14 protein-coding genes are annotated in these 20,699 nt (G+C 75.0%); 4 read left to right on the forward strand and 10 right to left on the reverse strand.

Annotated elements, in window-relative coordinates; translation table 11 throughout:
* Positions 1-25 precede the first annotated feature (25 nt).
* Positions 26-1,420 (forward strand): type VII secretion integral membrane protein EccD, encoded by a 1,395-nt coding sequence (eccD, locus tag ABZU91_RS22620; protein WP_355243729.1) that lies wholly within the window; start codon positions 26-28, stop codon positions 1,418-1,420.
* 1 nt (position 1,421) lies between these two features.
* Positions 1,422-2,828 (forward strand): type VII secretion protein EccB, encoded by a 1,407-nt coding sequence (gene eccB, locus ABZU91_RS22625; protein ID WP_355243731.1) that lies wholly within the window; start codon positions 1,422-1,424, stop codon positions 2,826-2,828.
* Here the strand turns inward: eccB and ABZU91_RS22630 are convergent.
* The 7 genes from ABZU91_RS22630 to ABZU91_RS22660 all read right to left on the reverse strand — a co-directional run bounded on the left by ABZU91_RS22630 (position 2,717) and on the right by ABZU91_RS22660 (position 9,031).
* On the reverse strand, positions 2,717-4,111 hold the full coding sequence (locus ABZU91_RS22630; protein WP_355243734.1) for a hypothetical protein: 1,395 nt from the start codon (positions 4,109-4,111) through the stop codon (positions 2,717-2,719). The genes eccB and ABZU91_RS22630 overlap by 112 nt on opposite strands.
* A 133-nt stretch (positions 4,112-4,244) precedes the next feature.
* On the reverse strand, positions 4,245-5,036 hold the full coding sequence (locus ABZU91_RS22635) for a zf-HC2 domain-containing protein (protein WP_355243736.1): 792 nt from the start codon (positions 5,034-5,036) through the stop codon (positions 4,245-4,247).
* A gap of 98 nt (positions 5,037-5,134) precedes the next feature.
* On the reverse strand, positions 5,135-6,694 hold the full coding sequence (locus ABZU91_RS22640; protein ID WP_355243739.1) for a S8 family serine peptidase: 1,560 nt from the start codon (positions 6,692-6,694) through the stop codon (positions 5,135-5,137).
* Positions 6,695-6,703: 9 nt separating this feature from the next.
* A complete protein-coding gene (locus tag ABZU91_RS22645; RefSeq protein WP_355243742.1) occupies positions 6,704-7,261 on the reverse strand; it encodes a sigma-70 family RNA polymerase sigma factor in 558 nt (185 codons plus the stop codon).
* Between the two features lie 123 nt (positions 7,262-7,384).
* Positions 7,385-7,930: a hypothetical protein gene (locus ABZU91_RS22650; protein ID WP_355243745.1), complete on the reverse strand. Its 546-nt coding sequence runs from the start codon at positions 7,928-7,930 to the stop codon at positions 7,385-7,387.
* A gap of 532 nt (positions 7,931-8,462) precedes the next feature.
* Positions 8,463-8,753, reverse strand: a complete 291-nt coding sequence (locus ABZU91_RS22655; RefSeq protein WP_355243748.1) for a hypothetical protein — start codon at positions 8,751-8,753, stop codon at positions 8,463-8,465.
* Complete coding sequence (locus ABZU91_RS22660; RefSeq protein WP_355243751.1) at positions 8,750-9,031, reverse strand: hypothetical protein; 282 nt, start codon at positions 9,029-9,031, stop codon at positions 8,750-8,752. Before ABZU91_RS22660 ends, ABZU91_RS22655 begins: the two co-directional genes overlap by 4 nt.
* 50 nt (positions 9,032-9,081) lie before the next feature.
* Here ABZU91_RS22660 and ABZU91_RS22665 point away from each other — a divergent pair, with 50 nt between their 5' ends.
* Positions 9,082-11,313, forward strand: a complete 2,232-nt coding sequence (locus ABZU91_RS22665; protein ID WP_355243753.1) for a hypothetical protein — start codon at positions 9,082-9,084, stop codon at positions 11,311-11,313.
* The gene (locus ABZU91_RS22670; RefSeq protein ID WP_355243756.1) at positions 11,310-13,712 is read left to right on the forward strand and encodes a hypothetical protein; all 2,403 of its coding nucleotides are present in this window, start codon (positions 11,310-11,312) and stop codon (positions 13,710-13,712) included. Before ABZU91_RS22665 ends, ABZU91_RS22670 begins: the two co-directional genes overlap by 4 nt.
* Here ABZU91_RS22670 and ABZU91_RS22675 read toward each other — a convergent pair.
* The 3 genes from ABZU91_RS22675 to ABZU91_RS22685 are packed head-to-tail and all read right to left on the reverse strand — an operon-like array spanning position 13,690 to position 20,696.
* Positions 13,690-15,633, reverse strand: coding sequence for an AAA family ATPase (locus ABZU91_RS22675; RefSeq protein WP_355243759.1), 1,944 nt, complete (start codon positions 15,631-15,633; stop codon positions 13,690-13,692). The two genes, ABZU91_RS22670 and ABZU91_RS22675, sit on opposite strands and share 23 nt — an antisense overlap.
* Positions 15,630-18,032 (reverse strand): right-handed parallel beta-helix repeat-containing protein, encoded by a 2,403-nt coding sequence (locus ABZU91_RS22680; protein ID WP_355243762.1) that lies wholly within the window; start codon positions 18,030-18,032, stop codon positions 15,630-15,632. Before ABZU91_RS22680 ends, ABZU91_RS22675 begins: the two co-directional genes overlap by 4 nt.
* A gap of 27 nt (positions 18,033-18,059) precedes the next feature.
* Positions 18,060-20,696, reverse strand: a complete 2,637-nt coding sequence (locus tag ABZU91_RS22685) for a LuxR C-terminal-related transcriptional regulator (protein WP_355243764.1) — start codon at positions 20,694-20,696, stop codon at positions 18,060-18,062.
* Positions 20,697-20,699 lie beyond the last annotated feature (3 nt).

The raw sequence follows: 20,699 nt of genomic DNA on the forward strand, positions 1-20,699 counted from the left end.
GGCAGGAGGGAACCGGGTCCGAACGATGGATGAGCTGATCCAGCATCGCACGGTAGCGCCGGTTAGGCTACGTTTTGTCCTGAAAGGACACGTTGTAGACCTGGCGATGCCGATCGACACACCACTGATCGACGCGCTGCCCGTCGTGCTTGCCGAACTCGACCCGCAGGCGGGCGACCACGGCACCAGCCACGACGGCTGGACCCTGCAACGGATCGGCGATCCGCCGCTGAACGAGGAGCGCACCCCGGCCGCCCTCGACCTGCTCGACGGCGACACGGTCCACCTGCTGCCACGTGCCGGAGCGCTGCCCCCGATCGGCTACGACGACCTCATCGACGGGCTCGCCGACCAGGTCGGGCAGCACCGCGACACGTGGACGCCGGCCCGGCTGCGGGCACTGCTGTTGTCGTTCGGCGTCCTCGCCGTCCTGACCGGGCTGCCGGTGCTGGCACTGGGCGGGCCGTCGGCGTACCAGGCGCTCACCGCTGCGGTGGCGGCGATCGTGCTCGTCGGCGCGGCGGGCCTGGTGAGCAGGGCCGCTGCCGATCCGGTGGCCGGCACCCTCCTGGCCGGCTGTGCCGCCGCGTACGCCGCCGAGGCCGGCTGGGCCGCGGCACGGTGGGCCGCGCCGGACGCCCCGTGGACGGTCACCGTCGCCGCCGTCTGCCTCTGCGCGCTGGCGGCGGTCTGCGCCGGTCTCGCCGCGGTCGCGGACGGCGCGGTGCTCTTCAGCGGCGCGATCACCGCGCTGCTGCTGACCGGTGTGCCGGCGGTGGTCGCCGCCGCCGGTGGGTTCGACACCCAACGGACCGCCGGGACAGCCCTGGTCACCACGCTGGCGGTGATGATGGTGCTGCCGCTGCTGGCGTTCCGCCTCGGCGGGCTGACGCTGCCGATGATGCCGCGCCGGCCGGAGCAGCTCTCCGACGACATCGACCCGGTGCCGTACAAGCTGGTGGTGGAGCGCGGCAACGCGGTCGTCGGCCACCAGTCCGCGCTGTTGCTCGGTGTCGGTGCGGCGCAGCTCGCGCTGGCCGTGTTCCTGGTGCTGCCCGGCGGTGCCTGGCCACGCACGCTGGCCCTGATCACTGCCGCCCTGCTCCTCCTGCGCGCCCGGCACCTGACCACCACCGTCCAACGCTGGACGGTGGTGGTCCCGGCGACGGTCCTCATCCTCCTGGTGCTCTTCGGCTTCAGCGGCGAGCAGCCGTTCTACCTGCGCGTCGCGGCTCTGCCGGTGCTCGCAGCGGCCGGACTGGCCTTCCTCGCCGCGAGCACGGCCCTGCCGGGGCGGAGGCTGCGCCCCTACTGGGCGCGGGCCGCCGACATCCTGGAGCTGGTCGTCGCGCTCGCCGTCCTGCCGGTGCTCGGCGCCGTGCTCGGCGTGTACTCCGCGATCCGGGCCTGGGCGGGCTGACGTGCGATCGCGCAGGGACCAGGTCCAGGCCTACCTCTTCGAGGCGGGCCGGTTGATCGGCGCGCTCATGAAGGGCCGCCCGGAGGGCGACGACCCACCACACCGACGCTTCACCATCGGAGCCGCCGTGGGACTGCTGCTCAGCGTCCTGATCGCCGCGGGCTTCGGCATCTACGGGCTGCTGCGACCCGGTGGCAGCGACAAGTGGCGGCAGCCCGGCTCGATCATCCTGGTCAAGGAGACCGGAGCGCGGTACCTGCTGCTCGGCGGTGAACTGCGGCCGGTGCTCAACTACACGTCCGCGGTGCTGATCATGAACAGCACCGCACCGGTGCGGTCGGTCTCGCGCAACTCGCTGACCGGGGTACCCGTCGGCGCGCCGGTGGGCATCCCGGACGCGCCCGACGCGGTGCCCACCGGCAAGCAGCTCTACCGGGGCGCGTGGACCGTGTGCGCCCGACGCCCGCTGGACCGCACCAAGGCCGAACGCACCACCCTGGTGCTCGACGACGTCGAGGGCCGCGATCCGGGCGCGCTGTTGGTGTCCACACCGGACAACGCCCTGCACCTGGTGTGGCAGGGCCGCCGCTACCGCCTCGGCGGCGATCAGGTGCGGTTCGCACTGGGATACGGCGGCGCGCCCCCGGTCCGGGTCACCGCCGCGTGGCTCAACCCGCTCGACTCCGGGCGGGACCTGGTCGTGCCGGCGGTCGCCGGGCGGGGACGGCCGGGGCCGCCGATCGCCGGTGGCCCCTCGGTGGTCGGACAGATCTTCGAGGTGGCGAACCCGGCGCTCGCCACGCGCGAGCTCTATCTCGCGCGCGCCGACGGGCTCGCGCCGATCAGCCGTACGATCGGCGCGCTGCTGCTCGGCGATCCCGCGACCCGCCGGTCGTACCCCGGCTCGACGCCACGGCCGATCCCGATCGACGCGGACGCGCTGCACGGGACGCCCGTGCTCGACGGCGGCGAGTACATCACCGGATTCCCCGCCGAACCGCCGTCCACGGTCAACGACCTGCGGGGGGCGGTCGCCTGCGTGCGACACACGATCACCAGTGGCAGCGTACGGTCCGAGGCGCTCGCCGTTCCCGACACCGCGCTGGAGCGGGCCGTCAGCGCGTCCACGGAAGCGGACGCGGCCGGTCTGGCCGACGAGGTGGTGATGAGCACCGGCAGCGGGATGCTGTTGCGCGATCGGCCCTCCCCCGCGGCGGTGCCCACGGGTGTCTACCTGGTGTCGGAGTTCGGGGTGAAGTTCCCGCTGCCCGACGACCAGACCGTCGACGCGCTCGGCTACTCCGGTGTGTCCCCCGTGGACGTGCCACGCGAGTTCCTGGCAATGCTGCCGACCGGGCCCGTGCTCGGCCGCGACGCCGCGCTCGTCGGGCGCACCTGGGGCCGGTGAGCGCGCTCGGGTACGCCGCCGCCCCCGAGCAGCTCGTCGACCTCGGCCGGCGCGAACGTCGTCCGCGCCCACTGCTGCGGAGTGAGCCCGGCAACGAGACCGGACAGCAGCGTCCGGACGCCGGGCGGCGGCGGTTGACCCGGGAGACCGACCAGGATGGTGAGCCGTGTGCCGTCGGTCGGGCGCTGCCGGACGTCGTCGCGGTCGTCCCCGCCGGAGGGCGAGCGCACCCACAGGCCCCACGCCGTGGGCTCCACGACCCACCCGTCGCCGAGTCGGAAGGCGTCGCCGTCGGGGGGCAACCCGGCGACCACCGGCCCACTCGCGATCGGGACCGGCGGCCGGCCCGGAGCACACCGCAGCCGCGACGCCGGCGGGACCCACCAGCTGAGGCCGTCCGGGTCCACCGCCGCCGACACCAGACCCCGCTCGTCCACGGTGGGCAGGCCGGTCGCCACCTCCACCGGGCGTCCCCACCGCCCGGCGAGCTCGGTCGCGAGATCCACGACCAGCGACAGGGGTACGCCGTACGGCGTCAACAGCAGCGAGGGGTCGAGCGCGTCGAGGACGGTGCGGACGGCGCGCGGGTCCGGCGGTGCGAGCCCGGGTCGGCCGACCACCACCACGGGCCGGTCGCCGTCCGCCGGGATGGCGTACACCGGGTCGTCGTACGAGGCCGGCGCCGCTTGCCGGGTCTGCCGGTGCAGCCACAGACCGGCCGGGATCGAGCGTGCGCGGAGGGGACCCGAGGTGTGCCGGGCGACCGTGTCGACCTCTCGTTCCCAGTTCGGGCGCGGATGGCGCAGGACGGTGCGGGTTGGTGGGCCTGGCTCGCCGAACCGCCGCCAGCCGTGCGGCGCGTACAGGGTGCCGCCGGGCACCAGCAGCACCGGCCCGTCCGGCGCGTACACATCGGTCTGTAGCAGCCGGGAGAGAGCGGCGGCGGGTGAGGCGTCGGACTCCGGTGTGGTGCCCGGCCCGAGGGTGGTGCCGGCGCCGGAGAGCCCCAGACGCACGGCCGTGCCCGGCCGGATCAGCGTCGGAAGCGTCTCGGTGACGGCCTGCCAGTCCTGATGCCCGGCCACCTCGCCCACCACGGTCAGCACGCCGGGCTCCGCGGGCAGTTGGGCGGCCGCCACGGCGATGGCCCCGTCCGGGTCCGGTCCGACGACGGCGAGTCCGTCGGTCAGCCAGCGCAGGGAGCCGGAGAGCTGTCGACGCGGGCCGGTGGAGGGGACTGCGGGCGGTGACATCAGGGGCGGGCCGCCGACAGGCTCGGCCATCGGGACTGGTCGGGCGTCATGCCGGCGGCGACGGTGGACGGGCGTGGCGCACGCCGCCGGGGGTGGGCATTAGCCGATGGTAGGCGTTGGTTGTTTCCGGTGGGCAACTATCAACTGAGAGTTTGTTGAACCTTTAACCGGGTGCGGTCGGCGCGTCGGTGTCCCGACGTACCGTGGCCGCCACGACGAGCGCGCCGTCGGGGGCCGTCACGCTGAACCTGTCCACCCGGTCCATCGGCACCGGACACGCGGTGGTGAAATCCTGTGCCTGCTCCGTACCGGTCACCGCGGCCATGTCATAGCTGTTGCCGTCCACGTCGGTGACGTAGAAGCGGTAGCTGCGATTCGGCTCCAGACCGGACACGGTGGCCCGTACGGCGGCGTCACCGCCGCCCGCCGACACCGTCACCGACAGGACGGCACCGGTGGCACTGCCTCCGGAGTCGGCCACCAGTGCCGTCGGCGCGGACGCCGGCGGCCCGAACAGGGCGGCCTGGCCGAGCACCCCGCCGACCGCCAGGAGGACCACCAGGACCAGCCCACCCGCGACCATGACGGGCCTGCGACGCAGGGGGCGCCGCGAGCGCGATCCGGGCCCGGTCGTGCCGGGCGCCCGGGGTGTCGGCCGCCGGTCCGCCTCGATCCGTGCCGGCGGCCCGGACGCCGTCGCCGTGCGCGCGGCCACGTGGGAGGTCGTCACGCCGCCCGGCACGCCGAACTCGGCGATCAGCTCCTGCCGATCCGCGTCGCCGAGGAGCGTCAGGGCCAGCACGGCGTCGCCGAGGACCCGGCTCTCGTCCAGGCAATCGGCGCAGCGGGCGAGGTGTTCCTCCACCGCCCACCGCTCGCTGTCCGAGATCTGGCCGACGACGTAGAGCGCGACCTTGTCGCGCACCTCCGGTTCGTCACATCCGTTGTCGCCCACTGGGCATCAAGTCCTCATGATCCTGGTCGCCCGCTCCGCACGTTCCGCTGCACCTGGAGAACGAGTGTGGCCAGATGGAGGTTCAGTCGTGGATCGACTCATCGGCCACCACCCGGGGTCGACGGCACCTGATCCGTGTCACGGACCGGCTCGGCGCTGCCCGAGGGATCGTCGCTCTCGCCGGCGGTACGACGTGCCGAGCGACGCAGCCGGACGACCAGCAGGGCGCCGGCCACCAGCGCGGCCAGCATGACCAGCAGGATGGCGACCTGCGTGACCGTGCTGGCACCCCCGGCCCCGCCGGCCGTGCCGGTCGACTCCGGCGGCAACGACTCGGTCTCGTCCGGCAGGTCCTCGACGACCGCGGCCTCGGGGTCGATCATGCCGTGGCCGTACGGACTTCCAGCCGGAGATCCGCCCATCTCCTCCGCGGTCACCACGACGCGGCGGGCGACCTGGACCGCCGACAGGCGCGGATGGGCGGCCCGGACCAGCGCCGCCTCACCGGCGACCAGTGCCACCGCGTACCGCGTGCCGCTACCGACGAACCCGTTGGTGCCGGTGATGCCGATGCTGGAGATGTTGACGCCCGGGGCGACGACGTCGACGGTGTCGGTGGCGTACTCCTCGGCCGCCTTGCCGTCGGCGCTCACCCCACCGACCGAGAGCAGGTACTCCGGCAGCAGGGCCGCCGCGCCGGCGTTCTCGGCGCCGGCCGGAGCGCTCGCGACGACCACGATGTCCCGCGAGAGCGCCTGGTCGATCGCCTGTCGTACCTTCTCGTCGGTGACCAGGACATGGTCGCCGAGGGCGATCACGGTGGCGCCGGCGGAGGCGGCGACCTCGATGGCAGCGGCCTGGTCGGCCGGACCCACCGGCTTGCCGTCGGTGGCGATCCGGACCGGTAGCACGACCGCCTCCGGCGCGACGCCGGCGAAACCGCCACCGGCCGGGGCCGCCGCCGCGATCAGACCTGCCATCGCGGTGCCGGTGCCCAGGCAGTCGGCATCACCGCGCCCGCCGCCGGTGACCAGGTCCGCTCCCTGGGCAACCCGGCCGGCCAACTGGGGAAGGCGACCGTCCACACCGGAGTCCACGACCGCCACCAACTGGCCGGCGCCCTTCGTGCGGGGCCAGACACGGCTCGCCGCCAACCTGGTGGAGGCCCAGTTGGACGGGTCGCTGGCGACAGCGGCGGCCACACACCTGCCTCCCGGACGCGACGTCGGCGCCGGCCCGGCCGCGCCCGGGCCCACCGGTGGGCTTCCCGGACCGCCGGGGGCGGACGACGACGTCGGAGCGGGAGACGCCGCCGGTGGACGGGTCGGCAGGACGCCGTACTGGACACCGGGCCCGACGGCGTCCCAGGGCAGCACGATGTACCACCCGGCGGTCAGCCGGTTCGGGTCGGTCAGCGCGGCGCCGTCCGGCTGCTGGCGGCCGCTGTTGAGGTTGAACAACTCCTGCGCGCGCTCGGCGTCGCCCAGGTAGCGCTGGGCAATGTCGGTCAGGGTCGTCGCCTTGTTCGCGCCGCCCGCCGTGACCGTGGCATAGAGGACGTACTCGTCGGCCGCCGCCGCGGAGCCCGGTGCCAGCACGGCGAGCAGCGCGGCCACCAGCGCGGCCGTCGCCCACCGGCGGATCGATCGGACCGTCACCGGAACCCCCTAGAGCGCGAAGTCACGTTTCACCAGTTCCTCGTGCAGCGCCCGCAGCGCGTAGAAGGTCCGGGACTTGACCGTCCCCTCGGGAACGGACAGGTTACGGGCCGCCTCGGCGACCGAACTCTCCCGGAAGTAGATCTCGATCAGGGTCCCGCGCAGCCGCTCCGGCAGCGATGCCACCGCCTCCCGCACGGTCCGCGCGTTGAGCAACCGCTCGAAGTCGTCGTCGGCCACCTGACGTTCCGCCACGCGTTCGTCGAGGACCTCGGTCGACCTGCCCTGCACCGACCGCATGTGGTCGATGGCGATACGCCGGGCCACGGTCAGCAGCCAGCCCCGGCTCCACTGGCCGTCGGCCGTCCGCGCCTGCGGATGGTTCCAGGCGCGGACCAGTGTCTCCTGGAGGATGTCCTCCGCCAGGGCACGGTTGCCCATCGTCATGCGCGACAGGTAGTTGAGCAGGATCGGACCATGGGTCCGATACGCGACCCGTAACGCCTCGTCATCCGCCGGAGGCTGTGACAACTCACCGGACGCCGCCTGCGCGGTGGCCTGATCCACGGAAACCATAACGATGCCGCCGAATGCCGGGTTCACGGACGAGGGGACCCTACCGACTCCTTTGGTGTCCACTGGGGATCGGGACCTGTGCAAACACCGTTCAAACCCGCGATGTGGCGTACGTCACACCGCCCGTCGCAGGTCCTCGACGACGTTCGCCGCAGCCACGACCTGACCGCCCACCTCCCACACGCTGAGGTAGGCGAGATCGTCGACCGGTACCTTCGCCACGCCCGACCAGTCGGCGGGGCCGGCGTCACCGGGCAGCTCGCCGAGCAGTTCCAGGTCACCGTGCACCGTGCCGGCGTACACCTGGTAGGTGGCGCCCGGGGCGAGCCCGGCGACGGTCAGCTCGACGCGAACACTGTCCCCACCACCGCGCAGCACGACCCGCAGGTCGACCTGCGCCGTGTCGCCGGAGGCGGCGGTCGCCACGATCGGGGCCCGCCCGTCGGCCGGGGGCCAGGGAGCCAGGACCGCACCGGCGGTCAGGGTCACGGTGAGCAGGACCAGCGAGACGGGGAAACGGGCCGACCTGCGGCGCGGCCGCCGGTGCGAGTGCGGGCCCCGGGAGAGGGGGCCGGTGGCGGGGCGGGGCGGCAGGTAACCATCCGGGCGGGACGGGAGCGCGGCGACGGGCGCGTACGGCAGGGCCGACCAATACGACACGGGCACGGGGTACTGCGACACGGGCACGGGGTCCTGCGGCGCGGGCACGCGGTGCGTCGGGCGGGAGGACTCGATCGGCCGTGGCACCAGGCGCTCGGACGCGCCGGGGCGGGACCTCGGAGGCTGGTGCGGATCGAACCACGGTGTTGTCACCGCGACGCGCGCGGCATGACCGGCCGGTCCGAGAGCCGGCCTCGACGGACTCCCGGGCGGAAGCGCCGGACGCTCCGCCACAGGGGTCCACGGAGGTGGCGTGCCGGGGGCACCGAAGAGTTGGGCCGGAGGGCGGGGTCGCGGCCGCGCCACGGCGGGAGACGCGAGCAGGTCGTACGGAGAGTCGTCCGCAGCGTCGTCCGGAGCGGAACGCAGCACTTCGAGCATGCCGACGACCCGGGCGATGTCGTCCCGCTCGGACCGGCACGACGGACACTCCGTCAGGTGGCGCGCCACCTCCGAGCGTTCGGCGTCGTCGACCCGACCGATGGTGAGAAGACCGACCTGCGCACGCATGATGGCGTCCTCGCAGTACATCTCACGCACCCCGTCCCGCCACGTCGCCGGCGTCCCAACCGGCGTCGCCGCCGACGGACCAGCCCGCCTCCAGGGCGCCGCCGATGAGGCTGAGGATGCCGGTACGCCCCAGCAGACCGTCCACCGCTATCGCGCACTCGTGCGCCGGGGGCAACGCGACCAGGCCGGACGCCGGGGCTGCCGCCGTGGCGGGCTCCACGAGCTGCCGGAGCATGGCCAACCGGTTGACGAGATCCGCCGCCAGCTCACCGATGGCGGAGCCGGGGTCCACCTCGTACGGTGTGTCGGTCATCGGTTCTCCCCCGCGACCATCTCGAGGTCGCGACGCCCGGGCGCGGCGGGCGGGCGCAGCTCGGCGGGCGGACGCAGCTCGGCGACGAGGTCGTTCAGCGCGTCGTCGAGCATCCGAGCGTAGATGTCGAACCCGACGAGCAGTGCCTGGAACCGTAGGGGGGACATGCGCAGCCGCTCGGGGTCGAGCCGACCAAGATGGACACGCAGCCGATCGACCTGTTCACCGATTTCCAGGACGGCGGCACGGCATCGGTCAGCGACGTTGCCCTCGCCCAACGAATACGGTGTAATTCCGCTCATAATGCCTCCACACTCAGGAGTTCACCATGGGAACGAAGTGCGTGGCTCCGCTGTTCACGATCCGCGCCACGGATCGCGGCAAAGTGTTCGCGGTCCTGGCCGCGGTGGTGATCGGGCTGCTCCTGACCTGGGGGCCGACCCGGGAGGCACACGCGGCGCCGGCACCCACGGCCACGGCCGACAAGTTCTACGTGGTCGGTGATCCGGTCGACGGCCGGCGTGAGTTCCTCTTCGCGATCGCCGCACAGACCCTCGGGGACGGCAAGCGCTACCGCGAGATCTTCGAGCTCAACCGGGGGCGGGCGCAGCCGGACGGTCGCGTGATGGACGACCCGACGGTCCTCGAACCGGGCTGGATCCTGCTGCTGCCGGCCGACGCGCGCGGCCCCGGTGTCCGGACCGGACCGCTGCCGTCCGTCGCGCCGGCGTCCACCCCGCCGTCCCCCGCGGCCCCGGACTCGTCCGCCGACGCCGGGCCGCGTACCGACGAGGGCGGGATGTCCCCCATCCTGCTGGTCACCCTGACCGCCCTGCTGCTGGCGGCCCTGGCCGTACCGCTGCTGGTCCTGCGCACCCGCGGCGCACCGACGTCGGCCGGCCCGTCCCGCCGGGCCATCGGTGGACGCCGCGACCGCACCGCGCGCACGAGCACCGACACCCCCGCCGCCGTCGGCGTCGTCTCCGTGCCCCGTGCGTCCACCATGGAGTCAGCCGCCGCGCCGCCGGTCACCACCCGCCCCTCGGCCGCGCCCGTGGCCTCCACCGCACCGCCGCCCGACCAGGACGCACGGCCACCCGCCGCGACCCGGCCCGCGCCCGCGCCCGTCGACGGTCCCGGTGCACCGCTCGTCCCGAGGATGTCCGACCCGACCTCCGGTGCGGTTCCGACATCCGCCACACCGCCGGCCTCCACGACCGAACCCCGCCGGCCACCACTGTCCGCCGCACCGGCCACCGAGCCATCGACCGCAGAGCCATCGACCGCGAAGCCACCGGCCGCGAAGCCATCGACCGCGAAGCCATCGACTGCCGAGCCATCGACCGCAGAGCCACCGGCCGCGAAGCCATCGGCCGCCCCGCCGCAGACCGTCGAGCCGTCTCCTGCGGAGTCGCGCGCGGCCGAGCCACGTGCAACCGTGCCAGGCGACGCCGAGCCACCGGCGGAGAAGCCGGAAGCCCCCGAGCCACGGACGGCCGAGCCGGTGCCCACCGAGCCACTGCCCACCCAGCCACAGCTCACCGAGCCACAGCTCACCGAGCCGATGCCCGCAGAGCCACTGCCCGCAGAGCCACTGCCTGTCGCGGCGGAGCGGCCCGGGCCGCAGCGGATCGGGCCGCCGGAGCCGACGTCGGCGCCGTCACCGACCGCCACGGCGCGGCTCGTCGCGCCGCGACCGCTCAGCCCGGCCCCGACCGTCGCACCGCAACCGGTCACACCACTCACGCCCACCACGTCGCCGACGCGCGTGTCCCCCCCGATCGCCGCGGCCCGCCCGACGCCAGTGCCCGAGCCCCGGCAGCCGGCGGACGACGCTCCGCTCGTCCCGGTCGGACCGTCCACCCCGCCCGACGAACCCCCGCCGATCGGCGTCGGTCAGGCCGCGGACCCGCAGACGCCCGCGCCGGTGGTCGAGGGACTGCGACGTGCCATCGTGCTGCCCGCCGGTGACCTGCAACGGGTGGCCGGCATCGGATCGCTCGCGGCGACCATGCCCGGCTGGTTCCCACCCCTGGTCGCCGACCTGGACACCGGCACGGCCACCACGACCGTCCGGCTGGTCGGCGCACGGCCGGCACGCTGGGGCTCGGCCTACGGGTGGCTTGAGGACGGCTGGAACCCACCGCCGTCGAGCATCCCCGTCGTGCTCGGCGAACGCGACGGACGCCGCCTCTGGGTCGACCTGGCGGCCGCCCCGGACGTCCTCACCCTCGGCGGCGATCCGGACGCGAGCCGGCGGCTGGGCGCACGGCTGCTCACCCAGCTCGCGCCGGCCGTCGACGTCGTGGTCATCGGTGACGCGCTCGGCGCGGAGCCACTGCCGGAGCGGGCCCGCCGCCTCACGTCCCTGGACGAGCTGGCGCGACTGGACCCGGCACCGCTGCGTGTGGTGTTCTGCCCGGCGACGTCCGTGGAAGCTCTGTGGCGGGAGCGCCGCTCGCTGACGCCCGTCGGGCACCGTACCGTCCCGGTGGTGATCGGTGCGGCCCCGGCTGCCCGATGGTCCGTGCGCGCGATGGCTGAAGGGCTGGCGACATGATGCGACAGGCCCCGCAACCGGTGGCGGACGCGGTGACGCGGGACCCGGACGATCGCCCGTCGCCCGTTCCCGGCCTCGCCGATCTGGCGCTGGTCCGCTGCGACGAGGGCGGGCTGGCCACGCCGCAGGATCCGGTGACCGCGCTGGGCGTCGACGCCCTGGCCGATCTCGCCCGCGAGGCCGGCGCCGGGGAACGAGACCTGCGGGTGTTGATGGACGACGGCGCTCGGCAGGCGGCGTTGTTCGGCCGGCTCGCGGACGCCCTGGGCAGTGATGTGCTGGTGACCCCGACCGGGGCGACGGTCCAGCCGGTGGCCGCGGCCGGGGGCCGGACAGAGGCGGTACCGGTGAACCGTGCCAGCGGCGAGGTGGTCGACTGGGTGCTGGTGCAGCCGGCGTCGATGCGTACGTCGTTGCCGGGCTGGTACGACCTGGCGGGTGGCCTCGTCCTGCAACGCGGCGGGCTCGTCACCCTGCCCCTGCCGAACGGTCTGGAGTTCGCCGACCGGGAGAGCTACGTCGTACGACGGGCGGCGGCGGCCCGGCTGGGGGCGGCGCACCCCGATCTGGCGACGGTTGCCCTCGCCACCCGTGGCGGCGGATTCGTGCTGTCCACCTATCGGGGACGCAGCGGGGTGCACGGGGCCGACGAGGTGGCCGCCGCGCTGTCGTCGATCCCCCTGCACGGTGGTGACCTGCGGCTGTGGCTGCGCTGGCCGGCGGACGAGGCGGAGCAGCGCCTGCTCGACGCCCAGGTGCGGGCCTTGGCCGAGGCGACCGGCGCGACAGTGTGGACCCCTCCGGTCGGTGCCGAGGCGGTGTTGCTCAAGGGCTGCCGCGACCTGGCCGCGCGGGACCGGTCCGGACAGGCGGTGCCATGGCGGCCGGCCCGTCCCCCGTACGCCACGGGTGGGCCGGTGTTCGACACCGACCTGGACGGGCGGCTCACGCCGGCGCGCGGCGTCACGACGACCTCGGCCGGCGCGGTGGCGTTGATGAGCACGTCGCGACAGCGCGAGGCGGCGACACGCGACCGGTACCGAGGGTTGAACGCCGAGCCGGGCATGACGCTCGTCGACCTGACGATCCTGGAGGACGGCCGGCTGGGGCTGCGCCACGGGGACGGCGGCGTCCTGGCCACCGGCACCGCCCAGTTGCGCCGGCTGTTGGAGATGGCCGGCTGGGACGGCGGCGATCTGATGGTGCTCACCCCGGTGCCCCCGGAGCGGGCGGACGGTCTGCACGAGCACCTGCGGGTCTTGGAGGAGGAACTGGGCGTCCAGGTGTGGTCGCTCGCGCCCGGCGCTGTGGTGTCCGTACAGGAGGGACTGCCGCGGGCCGTCGACGACCAGCGGCTGCCCGCGCGCTGGCAGCGCGCGGCCTCCACCGGCCCGGACCCGGACGACAGCCGGTGGCGCAACGACGACGGCTGGCTGGTCTCCCTGCGTCGGCAGGTCCCGAAGCTGTCGCCCGCCCGCGGCGGCGTGGCGGAGCCGGCCGCGACGGCTCCGGCGACCGCCGGTCCGCTGCCGCCGCCGAGCCCACGGCCGTCGCTGACGGTGTCCGCCCGGGGCCGGCGGCCGCACGGCGTCCGCTGGCTGCCGGAGCGACCGGAGGTCAACGCGACGCCGGTACGTCTGTGGCTGTCGTCGCCGTGGCCGGCACAGCGCGTCGCGGTCGAGGGGGTGCCGTCGGCGAACCTCCATCTCGTCGGCCACCTTGCCGGCGACGGGCTGGCCCGGTCGGGTCCGCACCAGCATCTGCTGGCGCTGCGGGTCGAGGCGGGTGGAGCGGTGCACCTGGGCGGGGCCGGAGTCGACCTGCCAGCCGACCTGCGCCACCAGGCGAGCGACGGGACGTTCCTGCTGCCGGCGGGCTGGTTGGACCTGGCTCGCCTCGAACAGGGCTTCCGGGTGGACGAGGCCGGGCAGCCGCGCGATCCGGTCGAGCTGCCGGCCAATCCGCTGACGCTGCGCTGCACCGGTGCCCGGCACGGTGCCGACGGCCTGCCGAACGAGGTGGTCTTCGCGCCGCGCGGTGGGCGGATGTGGGCGGTGGTGCCGGACCGGCCCGACCCCAGCGGTACGAACGACGACCTCCTGGTGCTGCTGGCGCGGCGTCCCGGAGTCCGCGCCGGGCACCGGCTGGTCCGGTTACGGGTCGCGCCGAACCGGGCGGTGGACGTGCTGGCCAGCGCCGCCGTGTTGGCGGGTCTGACCTCGGTGCGGTCACGACTGCCGGAGCTGGTGGCGGACGGGGTGACGATGCTGCTGCCCAGCCGGTACTACGAGCGGACGACTGTGGACCAGGTGCTGCACGCGGAGAACGACCGCTGGCGTCCCCGGGCCAAGGGCATCGAGCTGCCGCTGTCCAGCCTCATCGCCCCGGAACGGCGCTGACCGCGTCGGGCTGCCCGGGGAACGTCCCGGCCAGCACGGCGGTGGCCAGCTCGACGCGGGAGCGGTAGCCCGTCCGCGCGAACAGGCGGCTCAGCCGGCCCTCGACGCTCTTCTCGCTGCTCTGCGTCGCCGCGGCCAACTCCCGGTTGGACAGTCCCTCGGCCACGAGGACGGCGAGCAGCAGGTCGCCCTCGGCGACGGTCTCGGCGCGACCGGCGACCGGGGCGCCCCGGTGCCGGGCGAACTGCCGCAGGCGGGACCGGTGGAGCAGCGCCCCGAGTGCGCCGAGGACGTCGTACGCCTCGGCGAGCAGGCCCGGGTCGGCGCCCGCCCAACGCACCGCGCGTTCCAGGGTGCGGGCCAGCTCGTACGGTCGTTCCTGTCGCCGCGTCCACTCCACCGCCTCGGCCGCCGCGTCGGCGTCCCCGTCGACGATCAGGCGGACGACGGCCGCCGGGTACGCGGGCAGCGGCACCGCTCGCGCCGCGCGTGCGGTGGCGTGGTCGCCGTGTTCGGTCGCCAGTTCGGCGGCGAGCACCCACAGCTCGCCGCCGGACGACAGCTCCAGGGCGTCCCGTACCGCCCCTGCGGCCGCCGCCGGGTCACCGAGAGCCCGGTGCAGGTCGGCGCGTACCGGTGCCAGCAGGTGCGGCGGCTGGTCGGCGGCGGCGTCCAGCAGGGCTCGGGCCCGCGCCGGCCGGCCCTGGGCGAGCAGCACCTCGGCGGCCACCCGGGCGACCGGTACGCCTGTTCCGGGCTGCCCGGCCGCCTCGGCGAGCACCGCCCCGTCGAGGGCTGCGGCCCAGCGACCAGCGCGGAAGTCCAGGAGGCAGCGGTCGGCCAGGGACGGTCGGACGGTTCGGCCACCGGCGTGCACGCGGACGAGAGCCCGCTCGGGGTCGACCGACGTGCCGGCTTCGACGAGAAGATCGGGCAGGTCGGACGCGTTCGTGTCGCGCCCGAGCGCCGCGGATGCGACCTGGGCGGTGCGGTGTCGCTCGTACGGACCGAGGTCGGCCGCGAGGGCCAGCGCCAGGGCCGGCGGGGTGACCGTCCAACCGCCCGGCCGAGCCCGGGTGACCCCCTCGGTACGCGCCACGGCGAGCTGCCGGTCCACCTCGTCCGGGGTCAGTCCGAGGGCCTGTCCGATGAGGGCGGGCGCCGCCGGGCCGAACGGTTGCAGCACGGCGAGGGCACGCGCCACCGCTCGCGTTGAACGGTCGAGCCGACGTACCGGCCGCAGCAGTTGGTGACCGCGCGGGATGACCGGGACCGCTGCCGGGTCGCGGAGGCCGGCGCGGCCGTCGGCCACGACGAGCTGCCCGCCGTCGCGGTACCCGGTGACGACCGCGTCGATCGCGGCGGGCACGCCGGCGCCGTAGCGGCGCAGCGCGGCGGCCAGGTCCTCGTGCGGGGTGGCGCGGAGCAGCCGGGCGGCGAGCGCGTCGGCCTCGGCCGCGCGTCGTGGGCGCAGCGGCACGATGCGGGCGCGCAGGCCGGGGCGCGGGCGCGGAACGGCCAGGCCGCCACCGGTACAGAGGGCCGCCACGCACCGCACGGGCGGGCCTGCGGGGTCGTCCAGCACGTCACCGATCGCCTCTGCCGACTCCGTGTCGGCCCACTGGGCGTCGTCGAGGACGAGGAGCAGGCCGGGCCGTCGGCGCAGGACGCCGGCGAGGGCGGTCGCCGGTGGCTCGGCCACGCGGCCGGACGGACGGGCCGGGCTGAGCGCGGCGAGGATGCGTCCGGCCAGGTACCACGGCTCGTCGCGGTCCTGCGGTGCCAGGCGCAGCGCCAGCACCGGCGCGCCGTTCCGCGCGGCGGCGTCGGCGGCCGCCCGCACCGCATGGGTACGACCGACGCCGGGCGGCCCGGTGACCACGGTGAGCGCCGGCCCGCCGAGCAGGTCAACGCCCGTCACGCGTCACCGGCGAAGTCGGCGGCGGTGAGCAGGCGCATGTCGGCGTCGGTGAGCCGGTCGGACGCGGCGAGACGGGACGCCTGCCGGTCGGCCATCCGTTCGAAGACCTTGCGGGCGGTGCGGCCGTTGCCGAACGTTCCGGTCCTGGGGATCGTCTCGAAGTGTGTCAGGAGCAGCTCGGCCGCCTCGGTGTCCAGGTGGTAGTCGTGCCGGCGGCACTGCTCCTCGACGATCGTCACCAGCTCGGCGGCGCTGTAGCTGAGGAACTCGATGGTCCGGCTGAACCGCGATTCGAGGCCCGGGTTGGTGTCGAGGAAGCGCTGCATCTCGGCGGAGTAGCCGGCGGCGATCACCACGATGTCCTCGCGGTGGTCCTCCATCAGCTTGACCAGCGTGTCGATCGCCTCCCGACCGAAGTCGGGGCCGGTGCCGCCCCGCCCGGTGCTGAGCGTGTACGCCTCGTCGATGAACAGGACGCCGCCCAGCGCACGGTTGAACGCCTCGGTGGTCTTGATCGCGGTGCCGCCGATGATCTGGGCGACGAGGTCGGCGCGGGCCACCTCGACGAGGTGACCGGAGCGCAGGACACGGAGGTCGGCCAGGATCGCGCCGTAGAGCCGCGCGACGGTGGTCTTGCCGGTGCCGGGTGGCCCCGCGAAGACGAGATGCCGGGCCATCGGCGGGGCGCTGAGTCCGGCCTCCCTGCGACGTTGCGACATCTTGTTGAGGTTGACCAGCGAGGACACCTCGTGCTTGACGCTCTGCAGGCCGACCAGGTCGTGCAGTTCGGCCAGCGGGTCGCCGGCGCGGCGGATCTCGGCGCGGTCCGCCGGGGCCGTCTCGGCGTACGCGTTGGCGGTGGCGGCAGCGGTCGTGCCGTACGCGTCCGGCGCGCCGTTGCGGGCGCTGCTGAACCCGTCCACCGTCACGTCGCCCGGCACCAGTTGGCGCAGCCCGGAGCCGCGGTTGTCGTGCGCGGCGCAGCCGGTCAGGCGCAGCGGCTCGGTGGTGGCGACGGTGACCCCGTTGCCCGCGTTGCCGTGGAACTCCGACTCCGCCAGGACGCCGGACGCGTCGGCGGCCACCGCACACCCGTCGGCCCGGCCGTCGTGCACGCGGCACCGGGTCAGGGACAGCTCGGCACCGGCGGCGGCCTCCACCCCGGGGCCGCCGGACCCCGCGATGTCGGCGTCGGTGCAGGTGAGCGTGGCCCCGGCCACCCGCAGACCGGCAGCCGTGGCGCCACGGAGGCTGAGTCCGCTGACGGTGGTACGTGCCCCACCCTCGACGGCCAGACCGTGGCCGCCCGGTCGGTCCACGCTGACGTTCTCCAGGGTGCCGCGCGCGGCGCCGGTGACCACGATGGCCGTACCGGGGCAGCCGGACACCTGGAGGCGGCGGAAGAAAGGGTCCGCGCCGCCGTCGATGCGTACCGCCGAGTCGCCGCCGCCGTCGATCTCCAGATCCCCGAACTCGGGTGTGGAGCGTTCGTCCACGCTGACCGCCGTGGCGCCCGCCCCGACGACCGCGCACCGCTCGACGACACCCGCGGCCTGTCCGACGAAGCGGAGGCCGTGCCGACCGGGGGAACGCACCGCCAGTCGCGTCAGCCGTGGGGCGCACCGGCCGCTGACGAACACGCCGTCGTGACCGTTGCCGGTGATGACACTGTCCTCGATGGACACCGCGCCGGTGGTGGCCAGGTACGCGCCGATGCCGTCGCCGCCGGTGACGGTCAGCCGCCGGATCACCGCTGCGGCCTGCTGCTCCACGGCGAGGGCCGGTTTACCGGCGGCGATGATCTCGCAGTCCTCCAGGTCGAGGGACGCGCGCCCGTTGAGGCACACCCCGTTGCCGCCCGCGCCCTGCACGGTGCTGGCCCGCATGCGCAGCACACCGCTCTCACCGACGACCACGCCGGAGGTGCCCAGTTGGACGAGCCGGCAGTCGTCGAGGACCGTGCCGGTCGCGGCGGTGACCACCACCCCGGCGCCGGTCTGGTTGGTGACGCGGCTGCCGCGCATGGTGAGCGAGGCTCGGCCGAGGACGAAGACGGTCGCCCAGGACCCCGCGGACAGCTCGCACTCGGTGACCCCGAGCTGGCCGGCCTCGAAGGCGACGGCGGGGCTGTCCGCGTCGAGCGCCTCGATCGTCAGCGCGTTGAGTGCCGCCGACTCGGCGGTCAACACGACGGCGGGGCCGCTGGCAGCGGTGATCTTGACGGTGCCCGGCCCTTCCTCGGCGGTCACCGTGACCACCTTGTCCAGCACCAGGTTCTCCGGGTAGTGGCCCGGCGCCACCATGATGAGCGCTCCCGGCTCGGCCTTCTGCAACGCCTCGCGGATGCTGCGGGTGGCCCCGCCGGCGGTCCGGGAGACGAGGATCCTCTTGCTTCTCACGCCGGGTGGTACCTCCGCGTCGGCCGGTCAGGACACCGCACCGAGAACGTCCCTGTCCAGGCTCGCCGCGGCCAACTCCACGCGCGAACGCAGGCCGGTGCGGGCGAACAGTCGGGTCAGGTGGTTCTCGACGGTCTTCTCGCTGAGGCGCAGGCGAGCGGCGATCTGCCGGTTCGTGCGCCCGCTGCGCAGCAGCTCGATGATCTGTAGCTCGGTCGCGCTGAACACGGGTCGGGCGCCCCGGGTCTGCGGCGGCGCCACGCCCCGTCGGCGCATCGCGGTGGCGACCACCGTCCGTGCCGGCGCCGCGTCCAGCGTCCGGGCCACCTCGTACGCCTGGCGTAGCCACGGTCCGGCGTCCTCGGCGGTGTGGCCGAGCGTCAGGGTGGCGTGCCACAGGTCGAGGCGGTGGCCGCGCGTGCGGGTCTGCTCGACGCTCCGCTCGGCTGCCGGGGCGTCCCGCTCGACGAGGGCGTGGATCAACGATTGAGCCTCGGTGGTGAGCCGTGGGCCATCCGTCGTGTGTGGTGCCGGCAGCCGGAGGCCCGCCGCGGCGGGGGCGTACCGGGCACCGAGCTCCGCGATCCGGACGAGCAGCTGCTCGACGCCGAGCACGCTGCCGTACGACAGGTGCGCCTCGTAGGTCCGCCAGCCGGCGGCGAGCCGCTCCCGTACGTCCGCCGCGTCGCGTGGCACCCACCCGGGTCCGTTGGAGACCCACCAGCGCAGGGCGGCGTACGGCGGCTCGGCCGGCACCGACCGCAGCCACTCGGCGGCTGCCTCGCTCTGCCCGCGCAGCGCCAACGCCTCGGCGGCCCACAGCCGAGCTAGTCGGGGCACGAGCCGGTCCGGCAGGTCGGTGACGTTCGCCTCCCTGGCGGCGGAGAGCACGCCGGTGAGGTCGCCGCGAGCGCGGTGCTCGTGCAGCCGGTGGTAGGCCGCGAGCGGACCGTCGACCGGTACGCCGTACCGGCTGTCGCCGACCACCAGGCGCAGCACCAGGGCAAGGTCGCCGAGGCTGCCGGCGCGTACCAGCGGGTCGTCCCCCGCGCCGACGGTGAGCGCACGCCGGACCGTGGCGAACTCGTCCGCCGTCAGCAGGGACGCGTCCCCGCCCGGTGCGCCGGTGACCGGGATCGGCGTACCGGCCGGCCACGCGTCGCCGAACGCCACCAGCGCGTCCGTCCCGGCCAGGGCCGTCCGTACCTGCCGTGACAGCGGCCGACCGGTGTGCAGGGTGGCGAGCAGTGCGGCGGCGGCCAGGTCGGCGTGGCCCACGGTGGGGACGCCGAGGGTGGCGATCCGCTCGACCTCGGCGGTGAGCCGCGTGAACTGACCGGTCCGCACCAGCAGTCGGAGCAGTCGCGCCTGGATGTCGCCGGCCGAGTCGTCGCCGTCGCAGTGCCGCAGCGCGGCGCTCAACCAGTGCGCCGCGCGGTCCGGTTCCCGCTCGGTCGCCCGAGCCGCGGTGGACAGCAGCGTGACCGCGGTACGCCGGTCGGGCGGAACGGCCGCACCGGCCGAGGTGACGTGGTCGGCGAGCGTGGCCCGGTCCGCCCGGTCACCCGCGCCCGTGCGGCGGAACAGTGCGGCGGCACACGCCCGGTGCAGACGGGCGACCGCCCGTGGTCCGGCGTCGTGGACGAGGCGGGCGGCCAGCGCGGGGCTCTGCGGCCGGATGCCGCCGGACCGGTCGGCGACCAGCACACCGGCCTCCACCAGGTCGTCGAGGATCGCGCCGTGACCGTCGGGGTCGCCGAGCGTGGCCGTGGCGAACAGTGGCAGGTCGGCGATGCCGAACCGGGCCACCGACGCCATCGTGGCCAGACGTACGGCGTCGGCGCCGTACGCGTGCAGGCGGACGGTCAGCGGGTGGCCGGGCGGAAGGGGGATCGGCGCGTACGGGTCGCGCAGGCAGAGGTGTCCGCCGGCCTCGGTGAGCCGACCGTCGTGGCGTAACGCGTCGACGGTCGCCACGACGGTCGCCGGATGCCCGGCCAGCGGACCGAGCGCATCGGCCAGGGCCGAGGCGAACGCGTCGTCGACAGGTGTCCGGTACCGGCGACCGAGCAGCTCGCGTACCGCCGGGGCGGGCAGCGGTGGGAGGTCGACGACCACGTCGGCCACCGCGTCGAGTCGGCCGGCGGCCGGGGCGTCCGGCTCGGTGGTGGCGACGACGAGGACTCCCGGACGGGTGGCGGCGCCGAGCGGGAGGACCCGGGCCGGATGGTTGCCGGCGTCGTCGGCGAGCAGGACGGTCGGGCCGCGACGGCCGATCAGGGAGAAGAGCGCGCCGGTCTCCCGGGCCAGCACGGCGAACCGGCCCGGCGACGGGTCCACGGCCGACGCACACAGCGCGCCGAGGGCGGCCACCGGTGCCGCCAGGGCCGGCTCGGCCAGCGACTCGTAGTGTTCCCGCACGGCGTCGAGCAGCGACTCGAACCCGCTCACGCGGGTGTCCGCCGGATCGGCCGGAGGCAACCGCAGCACCGCGACGCCCGCGGACCGCCAGGCGTCGGCGGCGGCGCTCAGCACTGCCGTCCGCCCGCTACCCGCGACGCCACGGACCAGCGCGAACCGTCCGCCGTCGCCGGCCTCGCGTGCGGCCGTGGCGAGGGCGTCCCACTCCGCCGGCCGTCCCACCGCCGTACGCCGTCTCCCCATGCC

It is taken from the genome of Micromonospora sp. NPDC005174 (genome assembly GCF_040608495.1).
Lineage (GTDB): Bacteria > Actinomycetota > Actinomycetes > Mycobacteriales > Micromonosporaceae > Micromonospora.

Excerpts from the sequence above, each read along its gene's own strand:
- eccD (WP_355243729.1), top strand. The coding sequence starts at position 26 with ATGGATGAGCTGATCCAGCATCGCACGGTAGCGCCGGTTAGGCTACGT.
- ABZU91_RS22630 (WP_355243734.1), bottom strand. The coding sequence starts at position 4,111 with ATGGCCGAGCCTGTCGGCGGCCCGCCCCTGATGTCACCGCCCGCAGTC.
- ABZU91_RS22655 (WP_355243748.1), bottom strand. The coding sequence starts at position 8,753 with ATGACCGACACACCGTACGAGGTGGACCCCGGCTCCGCCATCGGTGAG.
- ABZU91_RS22665 (WP_355243753.1), top strand. The coding sequence starts at position 9,082 with ATGGGAACGAAGTGCGTGGCTCCGCTGTTCACGATCCGCGCCACGGAT.
- ABZU91_RS22670 (WP_355243756.1), top strand. The coding sequence starts at position 11,310 with ATGATGCGACAGGCCCCGCAACCGGTGGCGGACGCGGTGACGCGGGAC.
- ABZU91_RS22685 (WP_355243764.1), bottom strand. The coding sequence starts at position 20,696 with ATGGGGAGACGGCGTACGGCGGTGGGACGGCCGGCGGAGTGGGACGCC.